The 25650-nt window shown below is 52.9% G+C and carries 27 protein-coding genes; 17 read left to right on the top strand and 10 right to left on the bottom strand.

Annotated elements, in window-relative coordinates:
• Positions 1-12 precede the first annotated feature (12 nt).
• Together LA337_13725 and cutC are read left to right on the top strand one after the other, a co-directional pair.
• Entirely contained in the window at positions 13-579 is a 567-nt protein-coding gene (locus tag LA337_13725) for a VOC family protein (protein ID UBI14252.1), read from the top strand.
• Between the two features lie 2 nt (positions 580-581).
• Complete coding sequence (cutC, locus tag LA337_13720; protein UBI14251.1) at positions 582-1328, top strand: copper homeostasis protein CutC; 747 nt, start codon at positions 582-584, stop codon at positions 1326-1328.
• Positions 1329-1506: 178 nt separating this feature from the next.
• On the opposite strand, the gene cmoB is transcribed toward cutC, so the two are convergent.
• The 5 genes from cmoB to LA337_13695 are packed head-to-tail and all read right to left on the bottom strand — an operon-like array spanning position 1507 to position 5084.
• The gene (cmoB, locus tag LA337_13715; GenBank protein ID UBI14250.1) at positions 1507-2475 is read right to left on the bottom strand and encodes a tRNA 5-methoxyuridine(34)/uridine 5-oxyacetic acid(34) synthase CmoB; all 969 of its coding nucleotides are present in this window, start codon (positions 2473-2475) and stop codon (positions 1507-1509) included.
• Entirely contained in the window at positions 2472-3215 is a 744-nt protein-coding gene (gene cmoA, locus LA337_13710; GenBank protein ID UBI14249.1) for a carboxy-S-adenosyl-L-methionine synthase CmoA, read from the bottom strand. Before cmoA ends, cmoB begins: the two co-directional genes overlap by 4 nt.
• Positions 3216-3255: 40 nt before the next feature.
• Positions 3256-3651, bottom strand: coding sequence for an MAPEG family protein (locus tag LA337_13705; GenBank protein ID UBI14248.1), 396 nt, complete (start codon positions 3649-3651; stop codon positions 3256-3258).
• A gap of 51 nt (positions 3652-3702) precedes the next feature.
• Entirely contained in the window at positions 3703-4521 is an 819-nt protein-coding gene (locus LA337_13700; GenBank protein ID UBI14247.1) for a DUF72 domain-containing protein, read from the bottom strand.
• Positions 4518-5084 (bottom strand): hydrolase, encoded by a 567-nt coding sequence (locus LA337_13695; GenBank protein ID UBI14246.1) that lies wholly within the window; start codon positions 5082-5084, stop codon positions 4518-4520. Before LA337_13695 ends, LA337_13700 begins: the two co-directional genes overlap by 4 nt.
• 288 nt (positions 5085-5372) lie before the next feature.
• Between LA337_13695 and aspS the strand changes: the two genes are divergently transcribed.
• From aspS to ruvB, 6 genes are all read left to right on the top strand, one after another.
• Positions 5373-7145: an aspartate--tRNA ligase gene (aspS, locus tag LA337_13690; GenBank protein UBI14245.1), complete on the top strand. Its 1773-nt coding sequence runs from the start codon at positions 5373-5375 to the stop codon at positions 7143-7145.
• A 1-nt stretch (position 7146) separates the two neighbouring features.
• Complete coding sequence (gene nudB, locus LA337_13685; protein ID UBI14244.1) at positions 7147-7590, top strand: dihydroneopterin triphosphate diphosphatase; 444 nt, start codon at positions 7147-7149, stop codon at positions 7588-7590.
• Between the two features lie 28 nt (positions 7591-7618).
• A complete protein-coding gene (locus LA337_13680) occupies positions 7619-8362 on the top strand; it encodes a YebC/PmpR family DNA-binding transcriptional regulator (GenBank protein UBI14243.1) in 744 nt (247 codons plus the stop codon).
• Between the two features lie 34 nt (positions 8363-8396).
• Positions 8397-8918 (top strand): crossover junction endodeoxyribonuclease RuvC, encoded by a 522-nt coding sequence (ruvC, locus tag LA337_13675; GenBank protein UBI14242.1) that lies wholly within the window; start codon positions 8397-8399, stop codon positions 8916-8918.
• Between the two features lie 80 nt (positions 8919-8998).
• Positions 8999-9610: a Holliday junction branch migration protein RuvA gene (gene ruvA, locus LA337_13670; protein UBI14241.1), complete on the top strand. Its 612-nt coding sequence runs from the start codon at positions 8999-9001 to the stop codon at positions 9608-9610.
• Positions 9611-9618: 8 nt separating this feature from the next.
• The gene (gene ruvB, locus LA337_13665; protein ID UBI14240.1) at positions 9619-10629 is read left to right on the top strand and encodes a Holliday junction branch migration DNA helicase RuvB; all 1011 of its coding nucleotides are present in this window, start codon (positions 9619-9621) and stop codon (positions 10627-10629) included.
• Positions 10630-10707: 78 nt separating this feature from the next.
• Here the strand turns inward: ruvB and znuB are convergent, their stop codons facing one another.
• Together znuB and znuC are read right to left on the bottom strand one after the other, a co-directional pair.
• Positions 10708-11493 carry a zinc ABC transporter permease subunit ZnuB gene (znuB, locus tag LA337_13660; protein ID UBI14239.1) on the bottom strand — a complete coding sequence of 262 codons (786 nt, stop codon included), beginning with the start codon at positions 11491-11493 and terminating at the stop codon, positions 10708-10710.
• The gene (gene znuC / locus LA337_13655) at positions 11490-12245 is read right to left on the bottom strand and encodes a zinc ABC transporter ATP-binding protein ZnuC (GenBank protein UBI14238.1); all 756 of its coding nucleotides are present in this window, start codon (positions 12243-12245) and stop codon (positions 11490-11492) included. The genes znuB and znuC overlap by 4 nt, the downstream gene beginning before the upstream one ends.
• Before the next feature lie 78 nt (positions 12246-12323).
• Between znuC and znuA the strand changes: the two genes are divergently transcribed.
• The 3 genes from znuA (at position 12324) to lpxM (ending at position 15694) form a co-directional block, all read left to right on the top strand.
• Positions 12324-13268, top strand: a complete 945-nt coding sequence (znuA, locus tag LA337_13650) for a zinc ABC transporter substrate-binding protein ZnuA (GenBank protein ID UBI14237.1) — start codon at positions 12324-12326, stop codon at positions 13266-13268.
• Positions 13269-13283: 15 nt separating this feature from the next.
• The gene (gene mepM, locus LA337_13645; GenBank protein UBI14236.1) at positions 13284-14603 is read left to right on the top strand and encodes a murein DD-endopeptidase MepM; all 1320 of its coding nucleotides are present in this window, start codon (positions 13284-13286) and stop codon (positions 14601-14603) included.
• Between the two features lie 119 nt (positions 14604-14722).
• Complete coding sequence (gene lpxM, locus LA337_13640; protein ID UBI14235.1) at positions 14723-15694, top strand: lauroyl-Kdo(2)-lipid IV(A) myristoyltransferase; 972 nt, start codon at positions 14723-14725, stop codon at positions 15692-15694.
• Between the two features lie 46 nt (positions 15695-15740).
• On the opposite strand, the gene pyk is transcribed toward lpxM, so the two are convergent.
• A complete protein-coding gene (gene pyk, locus LA337_13635) occupies positions 15741-17183 on the bottom strand; it encodes a pyruvate kinase (GenBank protein ID UBI14234.1) in 1443 nt (480 codons plus the stop codon).
• A 118-nt stretch (positions 17184-17301) separates the two neighbouring features.
• Positions 17302-18171 (bottom strand): MurR/RpiR family transcriptional regulator, encoded by an 870-nt coding sequence (locus LA337_13630; protein ID UBI18470.1) that lies wholly within the window; start codon positions 18169-18171, stop codon positions 17302-17304.
• Positions 18172-18539: 368 nt separating this feature from the next.
• Here LA337_13630 and zwf point away from each other — a divergent pair, with 368 nt between their 5' ends.
• The 3 genes from zwf to kdgA all read left to right on the top strand — a co-directional run bounded on the left by zwf (position 18540) and on the right by kdgA (position 22736).
• On the top strand, positions 18540-20015 hold the full coding sequence (gene zwf, locus LA337_13625; GenBank protein ID UBI14233.1) for a glucose-6-phosphate dehydrogenase: 1476 nt from the start codon (positions 18540-18542) through the stop codon (positions 20013-20015).
• A gap of 233 nt (positions 20016-20248) precedes the next feature.
• Entirely contained in the window at positions 20249-22060 is a 1812-nt protein-coding gene (edd, locus tag LA337_13620; protein UBI14232.1) for a phosphogluconate dehydratase, read from the top strand.
• 34 nt (positions 22061-22094) lie between these two features.
• Positions 22095-22736, top strand: a complete 642-nt coding sequence (gene kdgA / locus LA337_13615) for a bifunctional 4-hydroxy-2-oxoglutarate aldolase/2-dehydro-3-deoxy-phosphogluconate aldolase (GenBank protein UBI14231.1) — start codon at positions 22095-22097, stop codon at positions 22734-22736.
• Positions 22737-22803: 67 nt separating this feature from the next.
• Here the strand turns inward: kdgA and purT are convergent, their stop codons facing one another.
• On the bottom strand, positions 22804-23982 hold the full coding sequence (purT, locus tag LA337_13610; protein ID UBI14230.1) for a formate-dependent phosphoribosylglycinamide formyltransferase: 1179 nt from the start codon (positions 23980-23982) through the stop codon (positions 22804-22806).
• Positions 23983-24114: 132 nt separating this feature from the next.
• Here purT and yebG point away from each other — a divergent pair, with 132 nt between their 5' ends.
• From yebG to LA337_13595, 3 genes are all read left to right on the top strand, one after another.
• On the top strand, positions 24115-24405 hold the full coding sequence (gene yebG, locus LA337_13605; protein UBI14229.1) for a DNA damage-inducible protein YebG: 291 nt from the start codon (positions 24115-24117) through the stop codon (positions 24403-24405).
• 121 nt (positions 24406-24526) lie between these two features.
• Positions 24527-24880, top strand: coding sequence for a hypothetical protein (locus tag LA337_13600; GenBank protein UBI14228.1), 354 nt, complete (start codon positions 24527-24529; stop codon positions 24878-24880).
• Positions 24881-24974: 94 nt separating this feature from the next.
• Positions 24975-25634 (top strand): tellurite resistance TerB family protein, encoded by a 660-nt coding sequence (locus LA337_13595; GenBank protein UBI14227.1) that lies wholly within the window; start codon positions 24975-24977, stop codon positions 25632-25634.
• Positions 25635-25650 lie beyond the last annotated feature (16 nt).

Below are 25650 nucleotides of genomic sequence, written 5' to 3'. Positions count from 1 at the left end.
TGAGCTTTTAATATGGCGAACTGGCAGACCGTTGCAGAACTACAGGATATTTCTGCAGATTTACCGCATTTCACGCAGGCATTAACGGAACTTTCCACCCGTCTTGGGCTGGATATTTCAGGGCTGGAAGCCGACCACATTTCCTTGCGTTGCCACCAAAATACCACCGCAGAGCGCTGGCGTCGTGGCTTTGAACAGTGCGGTGAATTGCTGTCAGAAAACATGATTAACGGCAGACCTATTTGTCTTTTTAAACTGTATGAGCCGGTTTGTGTGCAACATTGGCAATTTTCAATCGTTGAACTGCCGTGGCCGGGCGAAAAACGCTATCCGCATGAAGGCTGGGAACATATTGAAATTGTTCTGCCGGGTGAGGCACAAACGCTGAACGCCAGAGCGCTGGCGCTGCTTTCTGATCACGGTTTGAGCCAGCCGGGTATATTTGTAAAAACCAGTTCGCCAAAAGGCGAGCGCGAACGTTTACCGAATCCGACGCTGGCGGTCAGCGATGGCAGCGTGACGATAAAATTTCATCCGTGGTCGATTGAAACCATAGTGGCAAGCGAACGTCAGGAGTGAGCATGGCTTTACTGGAAATCTGCTGTTACAGCATGGAGTGCGCGCGTACGGCGCAGCAAAACGGCGCGGATCGCATTGAGCTTTGCGCAGCACCTAAAGAAGGCGGCTTAACGCCGTCTCTGGGCGTCCTGCGTTCTGTTCGCCAGCATGTTTCGATTCCCGTCAATCCCATTATACGACCGCGTGGAGGCGACTTTTGCTATACCGACGGTGAATTCGCTGCAATGCTGGATGATATCGCGATGGTCCGGGAACTGGGGTTCTCAGGGCTGGTAACTGGCATTTTAAATGCGGATGGCGATGTCGATATGCCGCGCATGGAGAAAATAATGATCGCCGCCGGTTCACTGCAAGTCACTTTTCATCGTGCCTTTGATATGTGTGCTAACCCACTCAATGCGCTAAAAAAATTAGCTGATTTGGGCATCGCCAGAGTGCTGACTTCCGGGCAAAAATCAGATGCGGCGCAAGGTTTAACAAAAATAATGGAACTTATTGCGCAGGCGGATGCTCCAATCATTATGGCCGGAGCGGGGGTTCGCGCCTCGAATTTGTCCCTGTTCCTTAATGCTGGAGTGCAGGAAGTCCACAGTTCTGCCGGAGTATGGCTGGCTTCACCAATGCGTTATCGCAATTCGGGGTTGTCGATGTCTTCGGATACGCAGGCGGATGAATATTCACGCTATGCGGTAGACGGGGCGGCGGTTGCGGAAATGAAAGCAATCATTGCACACCATCAGGCCAGCTGATTTTTACCGTTGCATCATGTCGCCCAATATGATGCTTGCTCGTACCAGGCCCCTGCCAATTCAACAGGGGCCTTTTTTTATCCTTCATATTTCAAGCCGCAGCAGCGTTGGCCGCCTTGCTGCAACTTGAACTATTTTGGAGAAACGGTGCTATACGTAACGGTCATCCGGCAATCCATCACGGCTTACGCGCAATCAATACCGCGCGTAATGGGGCGGGGTAGCCTTCCACCGTTTTGCTGTGGTCGTTCGGGTCGAGGAAGTCGGCCAGCGACTCGGTTATCATCCATTCGGTGCGGCGCTGTTCTTCGGTAGTGGTGACGCAGACATCGGCGATACGCACATCAACAAAACCGCATTTTTCCAGCCAGTTTTTTAGCGCCAGCGCAGACGGAATAAAGTAGACATTACGCATCTGCGCGTAGCGGTCGCCCGGAACCAGTACGGTATTTTCATCACCTTCGACGACCAGCGTTTCCAGCACCAGTTCACCATCTTTAACCAGTTGATCCTTCAACTGCCACAGGTGTTCCAGCGGTGAACGTCGGTGATAAAGCACTCCCATGGAGAATACGGTATCAAAGGCGTTGAGCGCTGGAAGCTGTTCAATGCCCAGCGGCAGCAGATGAGCGCGCTGGTCATTGCCCAGCAGTTTACGCACCGCCTCAAACTGGCATAGAAACAGTTGCGTAGGATCGATACCAACCGCCAGATGCGCCCCCGCGCCAATCATGCGCCACATGTGATAACCACTGCCGCAGCCGACATCAAGAATGGTACGGCCAGTGAGGTCAGACAAGTGCGGCAGAACGCGATCCCACTTCCAGTCCGATCGCCACTCGGTGTCAATATTGACGCCGTACAGCGAGTACGGTCCTTTACGCCATGGCATCAGGTTACGCATCAGAGTGTCGATACGTTTGAGTTGACCTTCGCTGAGCGGCTCTTTGCTTTCTGCTGTAACGCTATGAAGTAAGTCCAGGCGATGCGGCGTTAGCTCGGGCAGAAACTCGACGGCGTTTGACCACTGCTTAAACAAGCCGTGCTGATCGCGCTGCCAGGTAGCGATTTGCGCCGGAAGCGTTTCCAGCCAATGGGAGAGATGGTTTTTGGCAATCAGCTGATAAAAGTTACCAAAGTCGATCATGCGCTTACCCCAGCTTTCAGCGCCACCAGAGAACCAAAGTTGAAACACTGGAACCACAATTCGCTGTGCTCGAAACCAGCCTGATGCAGTCGCGCTTTGTGCGTTTCGACCGAGTCGGTCAGCATCACGTTCTCCAGCATGCTGCGCTTCTGGCTGATTTCCAGTTCGCTATAGCCATTTGCCCGTTTGAAGTCGTGGTGCATGTTGAACAGCAGCTCGCCAACGTTAGCGTCTTCGAAACTGAATTTTTCAGAAAGAACCAGCGCGCCGCCGGGATTCAGCCCCTGATAAATCTTATCCAACAACGCCTGGCGCTCAGGTGGCTCAAGGAATTGCAGGGTAAAATTCAGCACCACCATCGAGGCGTTTTCGATAGTAATGTTGCGAATATCGCCTTCGACAACCTCAACCGGGGTCGGTGCCTTATAGGCGTCAATATGACGACGGCAGCGCTCAACCATCGCCGGAGAGTTATCGACAGCAATAATTTTGCAATTCTCGTGATGAATATTGCGACGCACCGAGAGCGTCGCCGCGCCCAGAGAGCAGCCCAGATCGTAGACCTGCGTGTTGGGTTGTACGAAACGTTCGGCCAGCATACCAATCATAGAAATGATATTGGAATAACCAGGAACGGAACGCTGGATCATATCCGGGAAGACTTCAGCTACCCGTTCATCAAAGGTCCAGTCACCCAGACTGGCGATAGGCGCAGAAAAAAGCGTGTCGCGGTGAGACATAACGTAAAAATCCGGGAAAAATAAAGTGGCGTATTGTGCGCTAATGCAGGGAGAAAACCAACTCCCAGGGCATATACCAAAGATTCGCCAGCACCATTAGCAACAGCGAACACCAGGTTGCGCTCATGCCTGAACGGCGCCAGCGGAAGAGCCGGTGGTGGAATCCGTAATAATGCATCAGTCGTCCGGCAATCAACATCAGCCCGCAAATATGCACCATCCACGTCTCTGCGCCGTTCATTTCCATAAATAACAGCAACACTAACGCGACGGGAATATATTCCACCGCATTACCGTGAATGCGGATAGCGCTTTGCAGTTCGCTAAAACCTCCGTCGCCATAGGCAACGCGGTATTGCATGCGCAGGCGAACGACGTCAAAGGAGAACTTTATTAACAATAACGCACCCAATACGGCATAAAGCGCGCTTACCATACAAACTCCCTTTAAAATGGCAGATGGCACTGTCTATGATAGGTGGCAATTTCAGAAAAGAGAAGATTGCTGTGGAATAGACGGTGCTGATCCGATCTCTGGCAGGACGTTACGTAAATCTGCCCATAGCGTGTCTACAAGCTCCGGGGCCTGTGCGATGTCCGGCGTATGCAAAAAAAGATACGGCGTCGTGGTGTGTTCCCATCGCGACAGCTTAGTCAGCCAGACGGCAAAAAGCTCGCTATTTTGTGCCATATCATCGCTGCCGATAAAGCGTACCATCGGATGGTTTGCCGTCACTACTGCATGTACCGGCACCTTTGGCTTCTTGCGCTGGGCGTCACGTATCGCTTCAGTATGCGGGATTGCGGCATGCACCGGGCGGCTGTCCAGAATTACCCGGTTTACGCCACGCTCGTGTAAGCCCCGATTAAATAGCAGCTCGGCTTCGCCCTTGGCAAAGAAGTCTGGATGGCGAACTTCCACACCATAGGTAAAGGCTTTGGGGAGCGCATCGAGAAACTGCCACAGGGCAGGCAGGTCACGCGGACCAAAAGTCGCGGGTAATTGCAGCCAGTATTGTCCAATACGCGATTCCAGCGGCGACATGCGCGTGAAAAACTCCTGTACCAGGTCATCGCAATTACGCAGCGCGGCCTGATGCGAAATGGTGGCCGGAAACTTAAAACAAAATCGAAATGCATCGGTGGTCTGTGCATGCCAGCGGGCAACAATGTCCGCTTTTGGCAGCGCGTACAGCGTGGTGTTGCCCTCCACACAGTTAAAGTGGCGGGCATACTCTTCAAGGTTTGAGATCCCCAGACGCACCCATTTAGGATGCGACCACTGGGGTAAACCGATATAAATCATAGCGCTTGCAGGATCTCGTCCACGCTGCGTACGCGTGCGATACGCGGGAAAATATGCGTCATGCTGCCCCGGTGTTGATCGGCGCTGGCGGCGCTACAGGCGTCTTCTGCAACAACCAGATTAAAACCCAGCTCCCACGCATTTCGCGCCGTCGACTCTACGCCAATGTTTGTGGAGATGCCGCACAAGACGATAGTATCAATGCCCCGACGACGCAGCTGTAGTTCCAGATCGGTACCGTAAAACGCGCCCCACTGGCGTTTGGTGACTTCGAGATCGCTGGCGCATTTTCCCAGAGCCGTCGGGTAATCCCACCAGTTTTCGGGCAACGCTTTTGCCGGAGTCTGAGCATCTACCGGTTGTTTCAGCGCTTCGGCGTAATCGTCAGACCAGCCGACGCGCACCATTACTACCGGGGAACCGTGGGCACGGAATTTTTCCGCCAACTGCGCGGCGCGGGTAACCACATCATGTGCCGTATGAGGCCCGCCAGCGAAAGACAGGATCCCTTCCTGTAAGTCAATCACGACAAGGGCGGTTGTTTTTGCGTTCAGTTCCAGCATGGTCACTCCAGTAAAAAATAGATTTCCGTTACACCTTAATCGCGAATCAGTGTGAAAGGGGCGACAATTTTTGTTATTTTTTGTGAGATTACGCAATGCCCGTCCAGGAAACAGGCGTACAGTCAGTACCGGACTGAGAGTCTATCCCAGTAGGCTCTTATCGTGCGGCAGAATTTCCAGTATAATAGCCGCCTTTTTTCATTCAGTTGTGACATTCAGCTAAAGCTGCGACTTCGTCACCTGCGAGACAGGTGACAATCCGCCTGCGGCAAAGTTAAGGGATATCTCATGCGTACAGAATATTGCGGACAGCTACGTCTGTCCCACGAGGGGCAGCAGGTGACTCTGTGTGGTTGGGTCAACCGTCGTCGTGATCTTGGTAGCCTGATCTTTATCGATATGCGCGACCGCGAAGGTATCGTGCAGGTATTTTTCGATCCGGACCGTGCGGACGCGTTAAAGCTGGCCTCCGAACTGCGTAATGAGTTCTGCATCCAGGTTACGGGCACCGTGCGTGCGCGTGACGCGAAAAACGTCAACGCCGATATGGCGACGGGCGAAATTGAAGTACTGGCCTCCGATCTGACCATCATCAACCGTTCAGACTCGCTGCCGCTTGACTCAAACCACGTCAACACCGAAGAAGCGCGCCTGAAGTATCGCTATTTGGATCTGCGTCGTCCTGAAATGGCGCAACGCCTGAAAACGCGTGCCAAAATTACCAGCCTGGTGCGTCGTTTTATGGACGACCACGGCTTCCTCGACATCGAAACGCCGATGCTGACCAAAGCGACGCCGGAAGGCGCACGCGATTACCTGGTACCTTCTCGCGTACATAAAGGTAAGTTTTACGCGCTGCCGCAGTCTCCTCAGCTGTTTAAACAGCTGCTGATGATGTCGGGTTTTGACCGCTATTATCAGATCGTAAAATGCTTCCGTGATGAAGACTTACGTGCTGACCGTCAGCCTGAATTTACCCAGATCGACGTTGAGACTTCCTTCATGACCGCACCGCAGGTGCGTGAAGTGATGGAAGCACTGGTACGCAATCTGTGGCTTGAAGTTAAAGGTGTGGATCTGGGTGATTTCCCGATCATGACTTTTGCCGAAGCCGAGCGTCGTTACGGTTCCGATAAACCAGACCTGCGTAACCCGATGGAGCTGGTTGACGTTGCCGATCTGGTTAAAGGCGTTGAGTTCGCGGTGTTCTCTGGTCCGGCGAACGATCCGAAAGGCCGCGTGGCTGCCCTGCGTGTACCGGGCGGTGCTGCACTGAGCCGTAAGCAAATTGACGATTACGGTAACTTTATCAAGATTTACGGCGCGAAAGGTCTGGCTTACATCAAAGTCACCGAGCGTGCGAAAGGCCTGGAAGGTATCACCAGCCCGGTTGCTAAGTTCCTGAACGCAGAAATCGTGGAAGCGATTCTGGCGCGTACCGGTGCGCAAGACGGCGACATGATTTTCTTCGGTGCCGACAACAAGAAAGTCGTTGCCGACGCGATGGGCGCGCTGCGTCTGAAACTGGGTAAAGACCTGAGCATTACTGACGAAGCCAAATGGGCGCCGCTTTGGGTTATCGACTTCCCGATGTTTGAAGACGATGGTGAAGGCGGTCTGACCGCAATGCACCACCCGTTCACCGCGCCGAAAGATATGACTGCCGCTGAGCTGAAAGCTGCGCCGGAAGAGGCGGTTGCCAACGCGTACGATATGGTCATCAATGGTTATGAAGTGGGCGGTGGTTCCGTGCGTATTCACAACGGTGATATGCAGCAGACCGTATTCGGTATTCTGGGCATTAACGAGCAAGAGCAGCGCGAGAAATTCGGCTTCCTGCTGGATGCGCTAAAATACGGTACACCGCCGCATGCGGGCCTGGCGTTTGGTCTGGATCGTCTGACTATGCTGCTGACCGGTACTGACAACATTCGTGACGTTATTGCTTTCCCGAAAACCACGGCCGCGGCGTGTCTGATGACTGAAGCGCCGAGCTTTGCCAACGAAGCAGCGCTGGCGGAACTGAGCATTCAGGTTGTTAAGAAGGCCGAGAATAACTGATATGACATACAAACAGCCTGTCTCGGTGTTAGTCGTGATTTATGCAAAGGACACCGGGAGAGTGCTGATGTTACAGCGACGCGACGATCCTGATTTCTGGCAGTCGGTCACCGGCAGCCTTGAAGAGGGTGAAACCGCGTCGCAAGCCGCGATGCGCGAAGTAAAGGAAGAGGTCGCCATTGATGTTGCGTCTGAGCAACTGACCTTAATTGACTGTCAGCGCACGGTGGAGTTCGAGATTTTTAGCCATTTACGTCATCGCTATGCGCCGGGAGTTGAGCGTAATACTGAATCCTGGTTTTGCCTGGCACTTCCCTCAGAACGAGAGATCGTGTTCACCGAACATCTGACCTATCGTTGGGTTAATGCGGCTGAAGCCGCTCAGTTAACCAAGTCGTGGAGTAACCGGCAGGCGATTGAAGAGTTTGTAATTAACGTCGCCTGAAAAGGCGCGCTTTTTGGAGATATTATTTATGGCAGGTCATAGTAAATGGGCCAACACCAGACATCGTAAAGCAGCGCAGGATGCTAAACGCGGTAAAATTTTCACCAAAATCATTCGTGAGCTGGTGACGGCGGCTAAACTCGGCGGCGGCGATCCGGATGCTAACCCGCGTCTGCGTGCAGCGGTTGATAAAGCGCTGGCTAACAACATGACCCGTGACACCCTGAACCGTGCAATCGCGCGCGGCGTGGGCGGTGATGAAGATTCCAACATGGAAACCATCATCTATGAAGGTTACGGTCCTGGCGGTACAGCCGTTATGATTGAATGTCTGTCTGACAACCGTAACCGTACCGTTGCGGAAGTGCGTCACGCATTCACGAAAACGGGCGGTAACCTCGGTACTGACGGTTCCGTAGCTTACCTGTTCAGCAAAAAAGGCGTGATCTCCTTTGAACAAGGCGACGAAGACGCCATCATGGAAGCTGCGCTGGAAGCAGGCGCTGAAGACGTTGTGACCTTCGACGACGGCGCGATTGATGTTTACACCGCGTGGGAAGAGATGGGCAAAGTGCGTGATGCGCTGGAAGCGGCAGGTCTGAAAGCGGACGCGGCTGAAGTGTCGATGATTCCATCCACCAAAGCGGATATGGATGCAGAAACAGCGCCGAAGCTGATGCGTCTGATCGATATGCTGGAAGACTGCGACGACGTGCAGGAAGTTTACCACAACGGTGAAATCTCTGACGAGGTGGCAGCGACCTTAGAATGAGGTGGCTGTGCCGTAACCTGACTGGAGGTGCGTGATGACTATTATTCTCGGCATTGACCCGGGGTCGCGCATCACCGGTTATGGCGTAATCCGTCAGGTCGGCAGACAGCTGACCTACCTCGGCAGCGGTTGTATTCGTACCAAAGTCGACGATCTTCCGTCCCGTCTGAAGTTGATTTATGCAGGCGTGACGGAAATCATCACCCAGTTTCAACCGGACTATTTTGCCATTGAGCAGGTCTTTATGGCGAAGAACGCCGACTCGGCGCTAAAGCTGGGGCAGGCGCGTGGCGTGGCAATCGTTGCGGCGACCAATCAGGATCTTCCGGTCTTTGAATACGCGGCCCGCCAGGTAAAACAGACCGTGGTGGGTATCGGTAGCGCGGAAAAAAGCCAGGTTCAGCATATGGTGCGCACGCTGCTAAAACTTCCGGCAAACCCGCAGGCAGATGCCGCGGATGCGCTGGCGATTGCCATTACCCACTGTCACGTCAGCCAGAACGCCATGCAAATGAGCGAGTCGAGGCTGAATCTGGCGCGAGGTCGGTTACGTTAGTGACAAATGAGGCTGGATATCTATCCAGCCTTTTTTTATGATAGCGCATTACCTTTTAGCCCTTAACGCAGGAGCGTCATGTGATAGGCAGACTCAGAGGCATCATTCTTGAAAAACAACCCCCGCTGGTTCTTCTGGAGACGGGCGGGGTAGGCTATGAAGTGCATATGCCGATGACCTGTTTCTACGAGTTGCCGGAAGCCGGGCAGGAAGCGATTATCTTCACCCATTTTGTGGTGCGTGAAGACGCTCAGTTGTTGTATGGCTTTAACAACAAGCAAGAACGTACGCTGTTTAAAGAGTTAATTAAAACCAACGGCGTGGGGCCGAAGCTGGCGCTGGCAATCCTCTCTGGTATGTCTGCACAGCAGTTCGTTAATGCCGTTGAGCGTGAAGAACTTGGCGCGCTGGTGAAATTACCGGGCATTGGTAAGAAAACCGCAGAACGTTTGATTGTTGAAATGAAAGACCGCTTTAAAGGTCTGCATGGCGACCTCTTTACCCCGGCAGCGGATCTGGTCCTGACCTCTCCGGCTAGTCCGACAACGGACGACGCCGAGCAGGAAGCGGTTGCTGCGCTGGTGGCGTTGGGCTATAAACCACAGGAAGCCAGCCGCATGGTGAGCAAGATTGCCCGCCCTGATGCCAGCAGTGAAACCCTGATTCGTGAAGCGCTTCGCGCGGCATTGTGAGGTAAAGGATGATTGAAGCAGATCGCCTGATTTCGGCTGTCAGCACTACCCCTGAAGATTTGGTGGATCGTGCGATCCGTCCTAAATTACTGGAAGAGTATATTGGCCAGCCTCAGGTACGTTCGCAGATGGAGATTTTTATCCAGGCGGCGAAGCTGCGCGGTGACGCTCTCGATCACCTGCTGATTTTCGGTCCTCCAGGTCTGGGTAAAACCACGCTTGCCAATATTGTGGCCAATGAAATGGGCGTTAATCTGCGTACCACTTCCGGTCCGGTACTGGAAAAAGCGGGCGATCTGGCGGCAATGCTGACCAACCTTGAACCCCACGATGTGCTGTTTATCGATGAAATCCATCGCCTGTCACCGGTGGTGGAAGAGGTGCTGTATCCGGCGATGGAGGATTATCAGCTGGATATCATGATTGGCGAAGGGCCGGCTGCACGTTCGATCAAGATCGATCTGCCACCGTTTACGCTCATTGGGGCGACCACGCGTGCCGGGTCGTTAACCTCTCCGCTGCGTGACCGCTTCGGTATTGTGCAGCGCCTGGAGTTCTATCAGGTGGCTGACCTGCAGCATATTGTTGGGCGCAGCGCACGCTATATGGGGCTGGAAATGAGCGATGAAGGCGCGCTGGAAGTGGCGCGTCGGGCCCGCGGTACGCCGCGTATTGCCAACCGTTTGTTACGCCGGGTACGCGATTTCGCCGAAGTGAAGCATGACGGCACAATTTCAGCAGACATCGCCGCTCAGGCACTGGATATGCTCAATGTGGATGCGGAAGGATTCGATTATATGGACCGTAAGCTGCTGCTGGCGGTTATCGATAAATTCTTCGGCGGACCGGTCGGCCTGGATAACCTGGCGGCGGCGATTGGGGAAGAGCGTGAAACCATTGAGGACGTGCTGGAGCCGTATCTGATTCAGCAAGGTTTTTTGCAGCGTACGCCGCGCGGAAGAATGGCAACGGTGCGCGCATGGAACCATTTTGGCATTACGCCGCCAGAGATGCCTTAGTGCCTGATGTCGCTACGCTCATCAGGCCTGGGCGATTTTGTATGCCCGGTAAGCGCAGCGCCACCGGGCAACCCACGTTTAGCTTGCCTGCTTTTTCATCATGCTGAAGATAAACAACAGCGCAGCACACAGCACTACGGAAGGACCTGCCGGGGTGTCATAGAAGGCCGAGAAGGTCAGTCCGCCTGTAACCGCTATCATTCCCACACCAACGGCAACCCCTGCCATCTGCTCCGGCGTACGGGCAAAGCGGCGGGCGGTCGCCGCGGGGATGATCAGCAGCGAGGTGATGATCAGCGCCCCGACAAACTTCATCGCCACGCCAATAGTTAACGCCGTAACCAGCATCAGCAGTAGCTTGACGCGTTGCAGTTTCACGCCATCGACAAATGCCAGATCCGGGCTGATGGTCATCGACAGCAGGTTGCGCCACTGCCAGAACAAAATCGCCAGAACGATAACCACGCCAATGGCGATAGAGATAAGATCTTCTGGCGTCACGGCGAGCAAATCACCAAACAGGTAGGCCATCAGATCCACACGGATGTTAGACATCAGGCTAACGACAACCAACCCCAATGACAGCGCACTGTGGGCCATAATGCCCAGTAAGGTATCGATCGCGAGGTGAGGGCGCTTCTCCAGCCATACCAGACCGCCAGCCAGCAACAAAGTGACGGCGATGACCGCATAGAAGGGGTTTACATCCAACAGCAGGCCGAAGGCGACGCCCAGCAGCGAAGCGTGAGCCAGCGTATCACCGAAGTAAGACATTCGACGCCAGACCACAAACGAGCCGAGTGGGCCAGCGGCACAGGCCAGCATGATCCCGGCTAACCAACCGGGTAATAACAATTCAATCATGAGTGACCATTTCCCCGGCGTAAGACGATACGACCCTGTAAATCGTGGCGGTGATTATGATTATGACGGTAAATTCCGAGTTGTTCGGCACCGCGTTGCCCGAACATTGAGATGAATTCCGGGTGCATAGAAACCACTTCCGGCGCGCCAGAACAACAAATATGATGGTTTAGACACAGTACTTCATCGGTTTTTGCCATCACCAGATGCAGGTCATGGGAAACCATCAGTACGGCGCAATCCAGTTCACGTCGCAACTGGTCGATAAGATCGTACAGTGCAACCTGCCCATTGACATCCACACCCTGGGTTGGCTCATCAAGTACCAGTAGCTGAGGTTTATTCAATAAAGCACGGGCCAACAGCACGCGTTGCGTTTCTCCGCCGGAGAGTTTTTGCATCGGCGCATTCATCAGATGTCCGGCCTGAACGCGTTTCAGTGCCGGGAGGATATCCTCTTTTTTGGTGCCGGGACGTAAACGCATAAACCGGCTTACCGTCAGCGGAAGCGTAGTATCGAGGTACAGTTTTTGCGGCACATAGCCGATCCGCAACTGACCATTACGCTTGATAACTCCCTCATCAGCCGCTACCAGGCCTAATACAACGCGCACCAGCGTAGATTTCCCGGCACCGTTTGGGCCGAGTAGCGTTAATATTTTACCGGGTCGAAGTTCAAGCGAAACGTCAGAGAGGACGCGGCGTTGACCATAAGAGACCGAGACATTTTCCAGTGAAACCAAAGTCGTCATATCAATTTTAGTCTTGCAGAAGTTATAGAATGTTATAATATCACATTTCTTACATTCATTACGATGATTGGTCGCATTATGTTACATAAAAATACGCTTCTTTTCGCAGCATTATCCGCTGCTCTTTGGGGTAGTGCAACACAGGCAGCAAATGCCGCTGTCGTTGCTTCTCTTAAGCCGCTGGGGTTTATTGCTTCAGCCATTGCTGACGGGGTCACTGACACCCAGGTTCTGCTGCCCGACGGGGCTTCCGAACACGATTACTCATTGCGTCCTTCAGACGTAAAACGCTTACAGGGCGCGGACTTAGTCGTTTGGATCGGACCTGAGATGGAAGCGTTTATGGAAAAATCAGTCAAGAATATTCCTAACGCGAAACAGGTAACGATTGCGCAGCTCAATGACGTGAAACCGTTACTCATGAAAGGTGCGGATGACGACGACGACGATCATGGACACAATGATGCTGGCAGTGAAAAAAGTGACGAGCATCACCATCACGGCGATTACAACATGCATCTTTGGCTTTCCCCAGAGATAGCGCGGGCCTCAGCGGTTGCAATCCATGAAAAATTAGTGGAACTTATGCCGCAAAGTCGAGCCAAACTTGACGCCAACCTGAAGGATTTTGAGGCACAATTAGCCGCAACCGATAAGCAGGTAGGTAACGAGCTCGCACCGCTCAAGGGAAAAGGTTATTTCGTTTTTCATGACGCCTATGGCTACTACGAGAAACACTACGGACTAACACCGCTTGGTCACTTTACCGTGAACCCTGAGATTCAACCTGGTGCGCAGCGTTTACATGAAATAAGAACACAGTTGGTTGAGCAAAAAGCAACCTGCGTTTTTGCTGAGCCACAGTTCAGGCCAGCGGTCGTTGAAGCCGTCGCGAGAGGGACATCCGTTCGAATGGGAACGTTGGATCCGCTCGGTACGAATATCAAACTGGGTAAAACAAGCTATTCAGCGTTTTTAAACCAATTAGCCAACCAGTATGCGAGCTGCCTGAAAGGAGATTAATGAGGAAGTGAATACGTGCAACAGATAGCCCGCTCTGTCGCTCTGGCATTTAATAATCTGCCGCGACCCCATCGCGTTATGTTGGGGTCGCTTACCGTACTGACATTGGCCGTCGCCGTCTGGCGGCCTTATGTTTACCATCCCGATTCCGCACCTATCGTTAAAACTATCGAGCTGGAAAAAAGCGAGATTCGTTCACTGTTGCCAGAGGCCAGCGAACCTATCGATCAGGCCGCTCAGGAAGACGAAGCTATCCCACAGGATGAACTGGATGACAAAACGTCTGGTGAGGCTGGCGTGCATGAATATGTCGTCTCCACGGGCGATACGCTGAGCAGTATTCTCAATCAGTACGGCATCGATATGGGCGATATCAGCCAGCTCGCTGCTTCCGATAAGGAACTGCGTAACCTGAAAATTGGTCAGCAACTTTCCTGGACGTTAAGCGCGGAAGGTGACCTGCAGCGCCTGACCTGGGAAGTGTCTCGCCGTGAAACCCGTACTTACGATCGCACCGCGACGGGTTTCAAGATGAGCAGCGAAATGCAGCAGGGCGATTGGGTTAACAGCCGAATCAAAGGCACCGTGGGCGGAAGCTTCGTCGCCAGCGCCAAAGAAGCCGGACTCACCAGCTCTGAAATCAGCGCGGTGATTAAGGCCATGCAGTGGCAGATGGATTTCCGCAAACTGAAGAAGGGCGATGAGTTCTCGGTGCTGATGTCTCGCGAAATGCTGGACGGCAAGCGTGAGCAAAGCCAACTGCTGGGCGTACGTTTGCGCTCTGAGGGCAAAGACTATTACGCCATCCGTGCTGAAGATGGTAAGTTCTATGACCGTAACGGTACCGGGCTGGCGAAAGGCTTTATGCGTTTCCCGACGGCGAAGCAGTTCCGTATCTCCTCAAACTTTAATCCGCGTCGCCTGAACCCGGTGACCGGACGCGTTGCGCCGCACAAAGGTGTCGACTTTGCGATGCCGCAAGGCACGCCGGTGTTGTCGGTGGGGGATGGCGAAGTAGTGGTAGCGAAGCGCAGCGGCGCAGCCGGATACTATGTTGCGGTACGTCATGGTCGCACCTACACCACGCGTTATATGCACCTGCGTAAGCTGTTGGTCAAACCAGGACAAAAAGTGAAACGTGGCGATCGTATCGCGCTTTCAGGCAATACCGGTCGTTCAACGGGGCCGCATTTACATTACGAAGTATGGATCAACCAGCAGGCTGTTAACCCTCTGACGGCGAAACTGCCGCGCACAGAAGGTCTGACCGGCTCGGATCGCACCGATTACCTGGCGCAGGTGAAAGAAGTTATGCCTCAGCTACGTTTTGATTAATTAGTACACTGATAAAGCCGGTACGCTATGCGTGCCGGCTTTTTTATTTTGTACGGCGCATCGTGCGCCGCTACACTATCAGCAGATCTACTTTTCGCCGCACCAGACACTGGAAGAGCATGGAAACGAAAAAAAAGAATATTGAGTATATCCCTGAGTTTGATAAATCATTTCGCTATCCGCGCTACTGGGGCGCCTGGCTGGGCGTGGCGGCGATAGCAGGGATTGCGTTAACGCCGGCATCATTTCGCGATCCTGTTCTGGCAAAGCTCGGACGCCTGGCCGGACGATTGGGCAAAAGCTCACGTCGCAGAGCGCTGATCAATTTATCCCTGTGTTTTCCTGAACGTAGCGAAGCTGAGCGCGAAGCCATTGTCGATGACATGTTTGCGACTGCGCCTCAGGCAATGGTGATGATGGCGGAACTCGCCATACGTGGTCCGGAAAAAATTCAGAACCGGGTTGACTGGCAGGGTCTGGAAATCATCGAAGAGATGCGTCGCAACGATGAAAAAGTGATTTTTCTCGTTCCTCATGGCTGGGGCGTAGATATCCCGGCGATGTTGATGGCTTCCCAGGGACAGAAAATGGCAGCGATGTTCCACAATCAGGGGAACCCGGTATTCGATTATGTGTGGAACACGGTGCGCCGTCGTTTCGGTGGTCGATTACATGCGCGTAATGACGGCATCAAACCGTTTATTCAGTCTGTCCGTCAGGGATATTGGGGATACTACCTGCCGGATCAGGACCATGGTCCTGAGCACAGTGAGTTTGTCGATTTTTTTGCTACCTATAAAGCAACGTTACCGGCGATAGGTCGTCTGATGAAGGTCTGTCACGCCCGCGTGGTACCGCTGTTCCCGGTCTATGATGGGAAAACGCACCGTCTGACGATTCAGGTCCGTCCTCCGATGGATGACATCCTGACGGCGGATGACCACACCATTGCCAGACGAATGAACGAAGAGGTGGAAATCTTTGTGACGCCGCACCTTGAGCAATACACCTGGATTCTGAAACTGCTTAAGACGCGTAAGCCTGGTGAAATTGAGCCCTATAAGCGTAAAGATCTCTATCCGAAGAAATAAAAAAAAGCCTCTCAAACGAGAGGCTTTTTTACATCAAACGTTGGCGTTACTCGACGGTCAGAATACGCGTGGTGTTGGTTGAGCCAACGGTGCTCATCACATCGCCCTGGGTCACAATCACCAGGTCGCCGGAAACCAGATAGCCTTTATCTCGCAGCAGGTTCACTGCTTCATTGGCGGCAACGACGCCATCTGTTTCGCTGTCAAAGTGAACCGGGGTGACGCCGCGATACAGAGAGGTCAGATTCAGCGTACGTTCATGACGAGACATCGCGAAAATTGGCAGGCCGGAACTGATACGAGACGTCATCAGCGCAGTACGACCGGACTCTGTCATTGCGATGATAGCGGTCACTCCTTTCAGGTGGTTAGCGGCATACATCGCTGACATGGCAATCGCTTCTTCAACGTTATCAAACTGCACGTCAAGGCGGTGTTTAGAAACGTTGATGCTCGGGATTTTCTCGGCGCCCAGACAGACGCGCGCCATGGCCGAGACGGTTTCCGCCGGGTACTGACCTGCTGCTGTTTCTGCAGAGAGCATGACGGCATCGGTACCGTCGAGAACGGCGTTAGCCACGTCCATCACTTCCGCACGGGTTGGCATTGGGTTGGTGATCATCGATTCCATCATCTGCGTAGCGGTAATAACCGCACGGTTCAGCTGACGTGCGCGACGAATCAACGCTTTCTGAATACCTACCAGCTCAGGATCGCCAATTTCAACGCCCAGGTCGCCACGTGCGACCATCACCACGTCGGAAGCCAGAATGATGTCATCCATCGCATTCTGGTCGCAGACGGCTTCAGCACGCTCTACCTTGGCGACAATTTTCGCATCGCAACCTGCGTCGCGCGCCAGACGGCGGGCATAGTTCAGGTCTTCGCCGCAGCGCGGGAAGGAGACGGCCAGATAGTCAACGCTGATTTGCGCAGCGGTGATGATGTCAGCTTTGTCTTTTTCGGTCAGGGCTTCAGCAGAGAGACCGCCGCCCAGTTTGTTTATGCCTTTATTGTTAGACAGCGGGCCACCGACGGTGACTTCGGTGAAGACCTTCATACCCTGAACTTCCAGCACTTTAAGCTGTACGCGACCATCATCGAGCAGCAGGATATCGCCTGGCACGACGTCAGCAGGGAGACCTTTATAATCAATACCGACTTTTTCTTTGTCGCCTTCGCCTTTACCGAGATTGGCGTCTAACAGGAACTTGTCGCCAACGTTAAGAAATACTTTACCTTCTTTAAAGGTAGATACGCGGATTTTAGGTCCCTGCAGGTCACCCAAAATAGCGACATGACGTCCCAGTTTTGCGGCAATTTCACGGACCTTATCCGCCCGCAGTTTGTGATCTTCTGGAGAGCCGTGAGAAAAGTTCATACGTACGACGTTTGCACCCGCGGCGATAATCTTTTCAAGGTTGTTATCGCGGTCAGTTGCCGGGCCTAACGTGGTTACGATTTTGGTTCTGCGAAGCCTTCTGGACATGTAATACTCCGTTGACTGAAACAACTTGGTGTTGCGTGAACATTAATCCGGCCGTTCTCAAACATTAACGGTAAATGAACGACCCGGATGATAAAAGGGTAGAACATTGTTATTGCTTTTAGCGGTCATCACTCTTGATGAGTAATTCTTTATCAAAACGCGATTCCTTGAGCGCTTCCTTGACACGCTTCAAGTTATCTCTAAATTTTGCCCCACGGCGCAAAGTAAATCCTGTAGCCAGCACATCTATCACGGTCAGTTGAGCAAGTCGAGAGACCATGGGCATATAAATGTCAGTATCTTCCGGTACATCAAGGGTAATTGCCAGCGTTGCTTCACGCGCCAGTGGCGTGCCGGGAGAGGTGAGGGCGATAACCATGGCGTCGTTTTCCCGCGCCAACTGCGCCAGTTCAACCAGGCTTTTGGTCCTTCCAGTATGGGAAATAAGCACAATGACGTCGTCGTCGCTACAATTCATACAACTCATGCGTTGCAGAACAATATCGTCGGAATAGATGACCGGTACGTTAAAGCGGAAAAATTTATTCATCGCGTCATGCGCTACCGCGGCCGAAGAACCCAGGCCAAAGAAAGCAATTTTCTTCGCCTGGGTTAATAAATCTACCGCCCGGTTTACCGCCGCGTTATCCAGCGACTGGCGAACGTGATCGAGGCTTGCCATCGCTGATTCGAAGATTTTCCCTGTGTAAGATTCAACGCTGTCATCCTCATCCACATTACGATTAACATAAGGGGTGCCATTTGCCAGACTTTGCGCCAAATGCAGTTTAAAATCAGGAAAGCCACGGGTATCCATGCTGCGACAGAAACGGTTCACCGTCGGCTCGCTGACGTTGGCTTCTACAGCTAGTGCGGCGATGCTTGAATGGATTGCTCGCTCGGGAGAGACAAGAATAATGTCAGCGACTTTACGCTCTGACTTGCTCAACTGTTCCAGTTTTAACTGGATTTTTTCCAGCATATTCATGATGTAGGTAGACTCATGGGTCATGGGCAAAAACGATTTCAGCGATATGGGGAAACCGAGGCTTGATTCAGTGTATAGATAGTACCCCCGCTGATGCAGCAACGGGGCAAAATGGACAGAATAGTTGTTGTTTTTTTTCATTACATGATCAGAGTCTGGTTTTCTTACTTCTTCATGGGTACAAAAAAAGACGACTTTTTTGTCCATTTTGCGACGGGAAATGGTAATAAAGCGGCTGTTCACGGTAACAGCACGGCTGGATAAGCGTTTACGGTTTCCGGATTCACGTAAAAGCAGTACAGTGCAGTGTAATAAAATTACAACCAGTGTCTGGCAAAAGCACCAGGCACTTAATTGAGGAGAATGACATGGCGGTAACGCAAACAGCCCAGGCATGTGATCTGGTCATTTTCGGCGCAAAGGGCGACCTGGCGCGGCGAAAATTGCTGCCTTCCCTGTATCAACTGGAAAAGGCCGGACAGATTAACCCTGAAACCCGCATCATTGGGGTTGGGCGTGCCGACTGGGACAAAGCAGCCTATACCAAGGTTGTGCGCGAAGCGCTCGAAACCTTCATGAAAGAAAAAATCGATGAAGGTTTATGGGAGACCCTCAGCGGTCGTCTGGAGTTTTGTAATCTGGACGTCAATGACACAGCCGCGTTTAAACGTCTGGGCAAAATGCTGGATCAAAAATCGCGGACCACCATCAACTATTTTGCGATGCCGCCGAGTACCTTCGGCGCGATCTGCAAAGGTCTGGGTGAAGCAAAGCTGAATGCTAAACCAGCCCGCGTCGTGATGGAAAAACCACTGGGTACGTCACTGGCAACATCCCGTGAAATCAACGATCAGGTTGGCGAGTATTTCGAAGAGTGTCAGGTTTACCGCATCGACCACTATCTCGGCAAAGAGACGGTCCTGAACCTGCTGGCACTGCGTTTTGCCAACTCCCTGTTTGTGAACAACTGGGATAACCGCACTATTGATCACGTAGAAATTACCGTGGCGGAAGAGGTAGGTATTGAAGGGCGCTGGGGCTATTTTGACCAGGCCGGTCAAATGCGCGATATGATCCAGAACCACCTGCTGCAAATTCTGTGCATGATCGCGATGTCTCCACCGTCCGATCTGAGCGCTGACAGCATCCGTGATGAAAAAGTGAAAGTACTGAAATCACTACGTCGCATCGATCGTTCGAACGTACGTGAAAAAACGGTTCGCGGCCAGTACACCGCCGGTTTTGCCCAGGGCAAAAAAGTTCCGGGATATCTGGAAGAAGAAGGCGCGAACAAGAGCAGCAACACGGAAACGTTTGTGGCGATCCGTGTGGATATCGATAACTGGCGCTGGGCGGGTGTTCCTTTCTACCTGCGTACCGGTAAACGTTTGCCGACGAAGTGCTCTGAAGTCGTGGTTTACTTCAAAACGCCTGAGCTGAACCTGTTCAGAGAGTCCTGGCAGGATCTACCGCAGAACAAGCTGACCATCCGTTTGCAGCCTGATGAAGGTGTCGATATCCAGGTACTGAACAAAGTACCGGGTCTGGATCACAAGCATAATCTGCAAATTACCAAGCTTGATCTGAGCTATTCCGAAACCTTCAACCAGACGCACCTTGCCGACGCCTACGAGCGCCTGCTGCTTGAAACGATGCGCGGCATTCAGGCGCTGTTTGTGCGCCGTGATGAAGTTGAAGAAGCATGGAAGTGGGTCGACTCCATTACCGAAGCATGGGCGATGGACAACGACGCGCCGAAGCCGTATCAGGCAGGCACCTGGGGACCGGTTGCTTCTGTGGCCATGATCACCCGTGATGGTCGTTCCTGGAACGAGTTTGAGTAAAATATCATCTAGCCCATAGGTGTTATTTTACCGGTAACATGATCTAACACAGATTGTAGAATAATTTTTGCACTTTTAAGCTCCGCGTGGATTCACCCGCGGGGCTTTTTTTATTACACTGCCTGAAACGATTTTGCCCCTGAGCTGCGGCTAACAAGCGATTCAGCCATTTTTAACCCAACTGAAACACATTGTTGATCCAACGCTCTGACAGATAAATTTTAGGAGCCTCTATGAATCCGAATTTGTTACGCGTAACACAACGTATCGTCGAACGTTCTCGTGACACACGTTCCGCCTACCTCGCCCGTATTGAACAAGCGAAATCAACTACCGTTCATCGCTCACAGCTGGCATGCGGTAACCTGGCGCATGGTTTTGCTGCGTGTCAGCCGGACGACAAGGCTTCGCTGAAAAGCATGCTGCGTAACAATATCGCGATCATTACCTCCTATAACGACATGCTCTCCGCGCATCAGCCGTATGAACACTATCCGACCATCATTCGTAAAGCGCTACATGAAGCCAATGCTGTAGGCCAGGTTGCGGGCGGTGTGCCTGCCATGTGCGACGGTGTGACCCAGGGCCAGGATGGGATGGAGCTTTCCCTGCTGAGTCGTGAAGTGATTGCGATGTCGGCTGCAGTAGGCCTTTCCCACAATATGTTCGACGGTGCGCTGTTCCTCGGCGTGTGTGACAAAATTGTCCCGGGCCTCGTGATGGCGGCGCTGTCATTTGGTCATCTGCCTTCAATCTTTATTCCTTCCGGTCCGATGGCGAGCGGTCTGGCGAATAAAGAAAAAGTGCGTATCCGTCAGCTGTATGCTGAAGGTAAAGTCGATCGTATGGCGCTTCTTGAATCCGAAGCGGCGTCTTATCACGCACCGGGTACCTGTACGTTCTATGGCACCGCGAACACCAACCAGATGGTGGTGGAGTTTATGGGGATGCAACTGCCAGGCTCCTCATTCGTGCACCCGGATGCGCCATTACGCGAAGCACTGACCGCGGCGGCAGCCCGTCAGGTAACGCGCCTGACTGGAAACGGCAATGAATGGATGCCGATCGGTAAAATGATTGATGAAAAAGTTGTGGTGAACGGTATTGTCGCGCTGCTGGCGACCGGGGGCTCAACTAACCATACGATGCACCTGGTAGCGATGGCGCGTGCGGCCGGGATACTGATTAACTGGGACGACTTCTCCGATCTGTCCGATATCGTGCCGCTGATGGCGCGTTTGTACCCGAATGGTCCGGCAGATATTAACCACTTCCAGGCCGCGGGTGGTGTGCCGGTGTTAATGCGAGAACTGCTTAACGCGGGTCTGCTGCATGAAGATGTGAACACCGTTGCCGGGTTCGGTTTATCACGTTACACCATGGAACCCTGGCTCAACGAGGGTGAACTGGACTGGCGTGAAGGGGCGGCGAAGTCGTTGGACAGCAATGTGATTGCCACCTTTGACCAACCGTTCTCCCACCATGGCGGCACCAAAGTGCTGAGCGGAAACCTTGGTCGAGCAGTGATGAAGACGTCGGCGGTCCCGGTAGAAAATCAGGTAATTGAAGCACCGGCAGTCGTTTTTGAAAGTCAGCATGATGTGTTACCGGCCTTCGATGCGGGTCTGCTTGATCGGGATTGCGTGGTGGTTGTGCGCCATCAGGGACCAAAAGCGAACGGAATGCCAGAATTACATAAACTCATGCCGCCACTTGGTGTATTATTGGACCGTTGTTTCAAAATTGCGTTAGTTACAGATGGACGACTTTCAGGTGCTTCAGGTAAAGTGCCTTCAGCAATCCATGTAACCCCGGAAGCCTATGATGGCGGGTTGCTGGCAAAAGTACGCGATGGCGACATCATTCGTGTGAATGGACAGACAGGTGAATTGACGCTGCTGGTTGATGAAGAGGAACTTGCCTCTCGTCAGCCTCACATTCCTGACCTCAGCGCATCGCGCGTGGGTACAGGCCGTGAAATGTTCAGCGCGTTGCGTGAAAAGCTGTCCGGTGCGGAGCAGGGCGCAACCTGTATCACTTTTTAAGACTTATTTTGTAATCAGGCGAGAGAAAACTCTGATGAAAAACTGGAAGACAAGTGCAGAAGCAATCCTGACCACTGGCCCGGTTGTACCGGTTATTGTGGTTAATAAACTGGAACACGCGGTGCCGATGGCAAAAGCGCTGGTTGCAGGGGGCGTGCGCGTTCTGGAAGTGACCTTACGTACCGCATGTGCGATGGATGCCATTCGCGCGATCGCCAAAGAAGTTCCAGACGCTATCGTTGGCGCGGGTACCGTACTGAACCCACAACAGCTGGCTGAAGTGACCGAAGCCGGTGCGCAGTTTGCTATCAGCCCGGGCCTGACTGAGCCGCTGCTGAAGGCTGCAACCGAAGGCACTATTCCGCTAATTCCTGGTATCAGCACCGTTTCTGAACTGATGCTGGGTATGGACTACGGTTTGAAAGAATTCAAATTCTTCCCGGCGGAAGCGAACGGTGGTACTAAAGCACTGCAGGCGATTGCGGGTCCGTTCTCTCAGGTCCGTTTCTGCCCAACTGGTGGTATTTCCCCGTCTAACTACCGCGATTACCTGGCACTGAAAAGCGTGCTGTGCATCGGCGGTTCCTGGCTGGTTCCTGCAGATGCGCTGGAAGCGGGGGATTACGATCGCATTACTAAGCTGGCTCGTGAAGCAGTAGAAGGCGCGAAGCAGTAATCCGTTAATGCGTAAACCGTAGGTCAGATACGGCAGCAATGCTTTATCCGACCTACGGGTCTGGTTTTTATCCTGCGACTTTCACCTGTGCGGCTGCGTCTGTCGCGCGTATCACCGCATCTTCAATGCTCTGTGCTGTGGCCAGCACAACGCCCAGACGACGGCTCCCGTCGATTTCCGGCTTGCCAAAGAAACGCACTTGCATACCCGCACCTACAGCGGCCTGCACGTTATCAAACGTGATATTCTGGCTGGTAAGTTGCGGCAGGATAACGGCGGAAGCAGAAGGTCCATACTGGCGGATTGCGCCAACGGGCAGACCGAGAAATGCGCGTACGTGTAGGGCAAACTCGGACAGATCCTGCGAAATCAAGGTCACCATACCCGTGTCGTGAGGGCGAGGGGAAACTTCGCTGAAAATCACCTCATCACCGCAGACAAACAGCTCCACGCCAAACAGTCCATGGCCGCCCAGTGCCAGCACCACCTTACGGGCAATCTCCTGCGCGCGCATCAGTGCCAGGTCACTCATCTGCTGCGGCTGCCAGGATTCACGATAATCGCCATCTTCCTGACGATGTCCTACCGGCGCGCAGAAATGGACGCCATCAACGGCGCTGACGGTAAGCAGGGTGATTTCAAAATCAAAATTCACTACGCCTTCGACGATAACACGTCCGGCGCCTGCCCGGCCTCCCTGCTGAGCATAGTCCCAGGCCTCGGTGAGCCGATCGGCGGAACGAATAAAGCTCTGTCCCTTCCCGGAGGAACTCATTACCGGCTTCACAATGCAGGGGTAGCCGATTTCGGCGACGGCCTCACGAAAGCGGGCTTCGCTGTCAGCAAAGCGGTAAGAAGAGGTCGGCAAAGACAATTCTTCGGCGGCCAGTCGACGGATCCCCTCGCGGTTCATGGTCAGTTGCGTCGCCCTGGCACACGGCACGACGCGTTGGCCTTCCTGTTCCAGTGTTACCAGCATATCTGTGGCAATCGCCTCTATTTCGGGCACGATATAATCTGGTTTTTCACGCTCCACGAGCTGGCGTAATGCATCGCCATCCAGCATGTTGATTACGTATGAACGATGGGCAACATGCATAGCTGGCGCGTCGGGGTAACGATCCACGGCAATGACTTCCACGCCCAGGCGTTGGCATTCAATAGCCACCTCTTTACCCAGTTCACCTGAACCTAATAACATCACTCGCGTTGCTGCGGGACGCAGCGCTGTGCCTAATAACGTCATAAATTAATCCCCTGTTTTATCTGGGCGCAGTATATACGAAAACGTTTGCGTCTGTCTTTATTACCAGGTTGATTTCGAGGCGCAAAAAGAATATACTGTACATAAATACAGGTAATTTGAGAGGCTGCAAAAATGGCGGTTGAAGTTAAATACGTAGTCATTCGGGAAGGTGAGGAAAAAATGTCGTTTACCAGCAAAAAGGAAGCCGATGCGTATGACAAAATGCTGGACACAGCGGATTTGCTCGACACATGGCTGGAACAATCGCCGGTAGCGCTCGAAGACGAGCAGCGTGAAGCACTTTCCCTGTGGCTGGCTGAGCAAAAGGATGTGCTGAGCGCCATTCTGAAAAATGGCAAACTGCCATCGCCGCAGGCGGTCGAAAACGACGCGCACACTGAGGATGATACTCAGGCTGCCTGAAACGACTTGCGCTCCTGACGTTTTGTACCATGCTTTTCCCTGAATCATTGTGCAATCCCTGACGTCATTTCACGTTGCTACAGGCAACATGAATGGCGAAGGGGAGATTAAGGAGAAAAGAATGTATAAAAAAAGAGCGTTACTGAGCCTGCTGTTGTTGTCCGCCAGCGTATCTGTGTTTGCGGCAAATACGGAAAGCAAGAATGTTCAGTTCCCCAAGTGTGAAGGACTGGATGCAAACGGCATTGCGGCGAGCGTGAAACGTGATTATCAGCAAAATCGCATCTCCCGCTGGGCTGACGATCAAAAACGCGTTGGTCAGGCCGACCCTGTCGCCTGGGTCAACACGCCCGATATTACGGGCAAAGACGGGAAATGGTCAGTTCCCCTGACGGTTCGCGGTAAAAGCGCGGATATTCACTATCAGGTAAAAGTCGACTGCAAGGCCGGAACGGCGGAGTATAAGCCGCAATAACGAAGGTATTTGCACATCTTTTGATGACCTGAACACTTCCTGACATCCCCTCGGGTACGCTTTGATGATTATTCGTCTGTACTTGAGGGGCAAAATGGCTAACTGGCTAAATCAACTACAATCTCTTCTTGGGCAAAAAGGATCCTCCGCGTCATCTTCTGGCGAGCAAGGGCTGAGTAAACTTCTGGTTCCGGGCGCGTTAGGCGGTCTGGCAGGATTACTGGTTGCCAATAAATCTTCACGTAAATTACTGAGTAAATACGGCACCAGCGCGCTTTTAGTTGGTGGTGGGGCAGTTGCCGGTACCGTGTTATGGAACAAATACAAGGATAAGGTTCGCGCTGCGCATCAGGATGAACCGCAGTTCGGCGCACAAAGCTCACCGCTGGATGAGCGAACTGAACGTCTGATCCTGGCGCTGGTTTTTGCGGCGAAAAGCGATGGTCATATTGATGCTAAAGAACGTACCGCCATTGAGCAGCAACTCCGCGAAGCGGGCGTTGAAGAGCAGGGTCGCGTTCTGATTGAGCGCGCCATCGAACAACCGCTAGATCCTCAACGCCTGGCACAAGGTATCCGCAACGAAGAAGAAGCGCTGGAAATTTACTTCCTGAGCTGTGCGGCGATTGATATCGACCACTTTATGGAGCGTAGCTATCTGAACGCGCTGGGCGATGCGCTGAAGATCCCGCAGGATGTTCGTGAAGGCATTGAACAGGATCTCAAAGAACAAAAACAGGCTTTACCGGGTTAATTACTTACCGCTAAGG

The organism is Citrobacter europaeus, from assembly GCA_020099315.1.
GTDB classification, from domain to species: domain Bacteria; phylum Pseudomonadota; class Gammaproteobacteria; order Enterobacterales; family Enterobacteriaceae; genus Citrobacter; species Citrobacter europaeus.
Note: the sequence above shows the minus strand (reverse complement) of the source record. Positions and strands in the feature narration are given on the sequence as shown.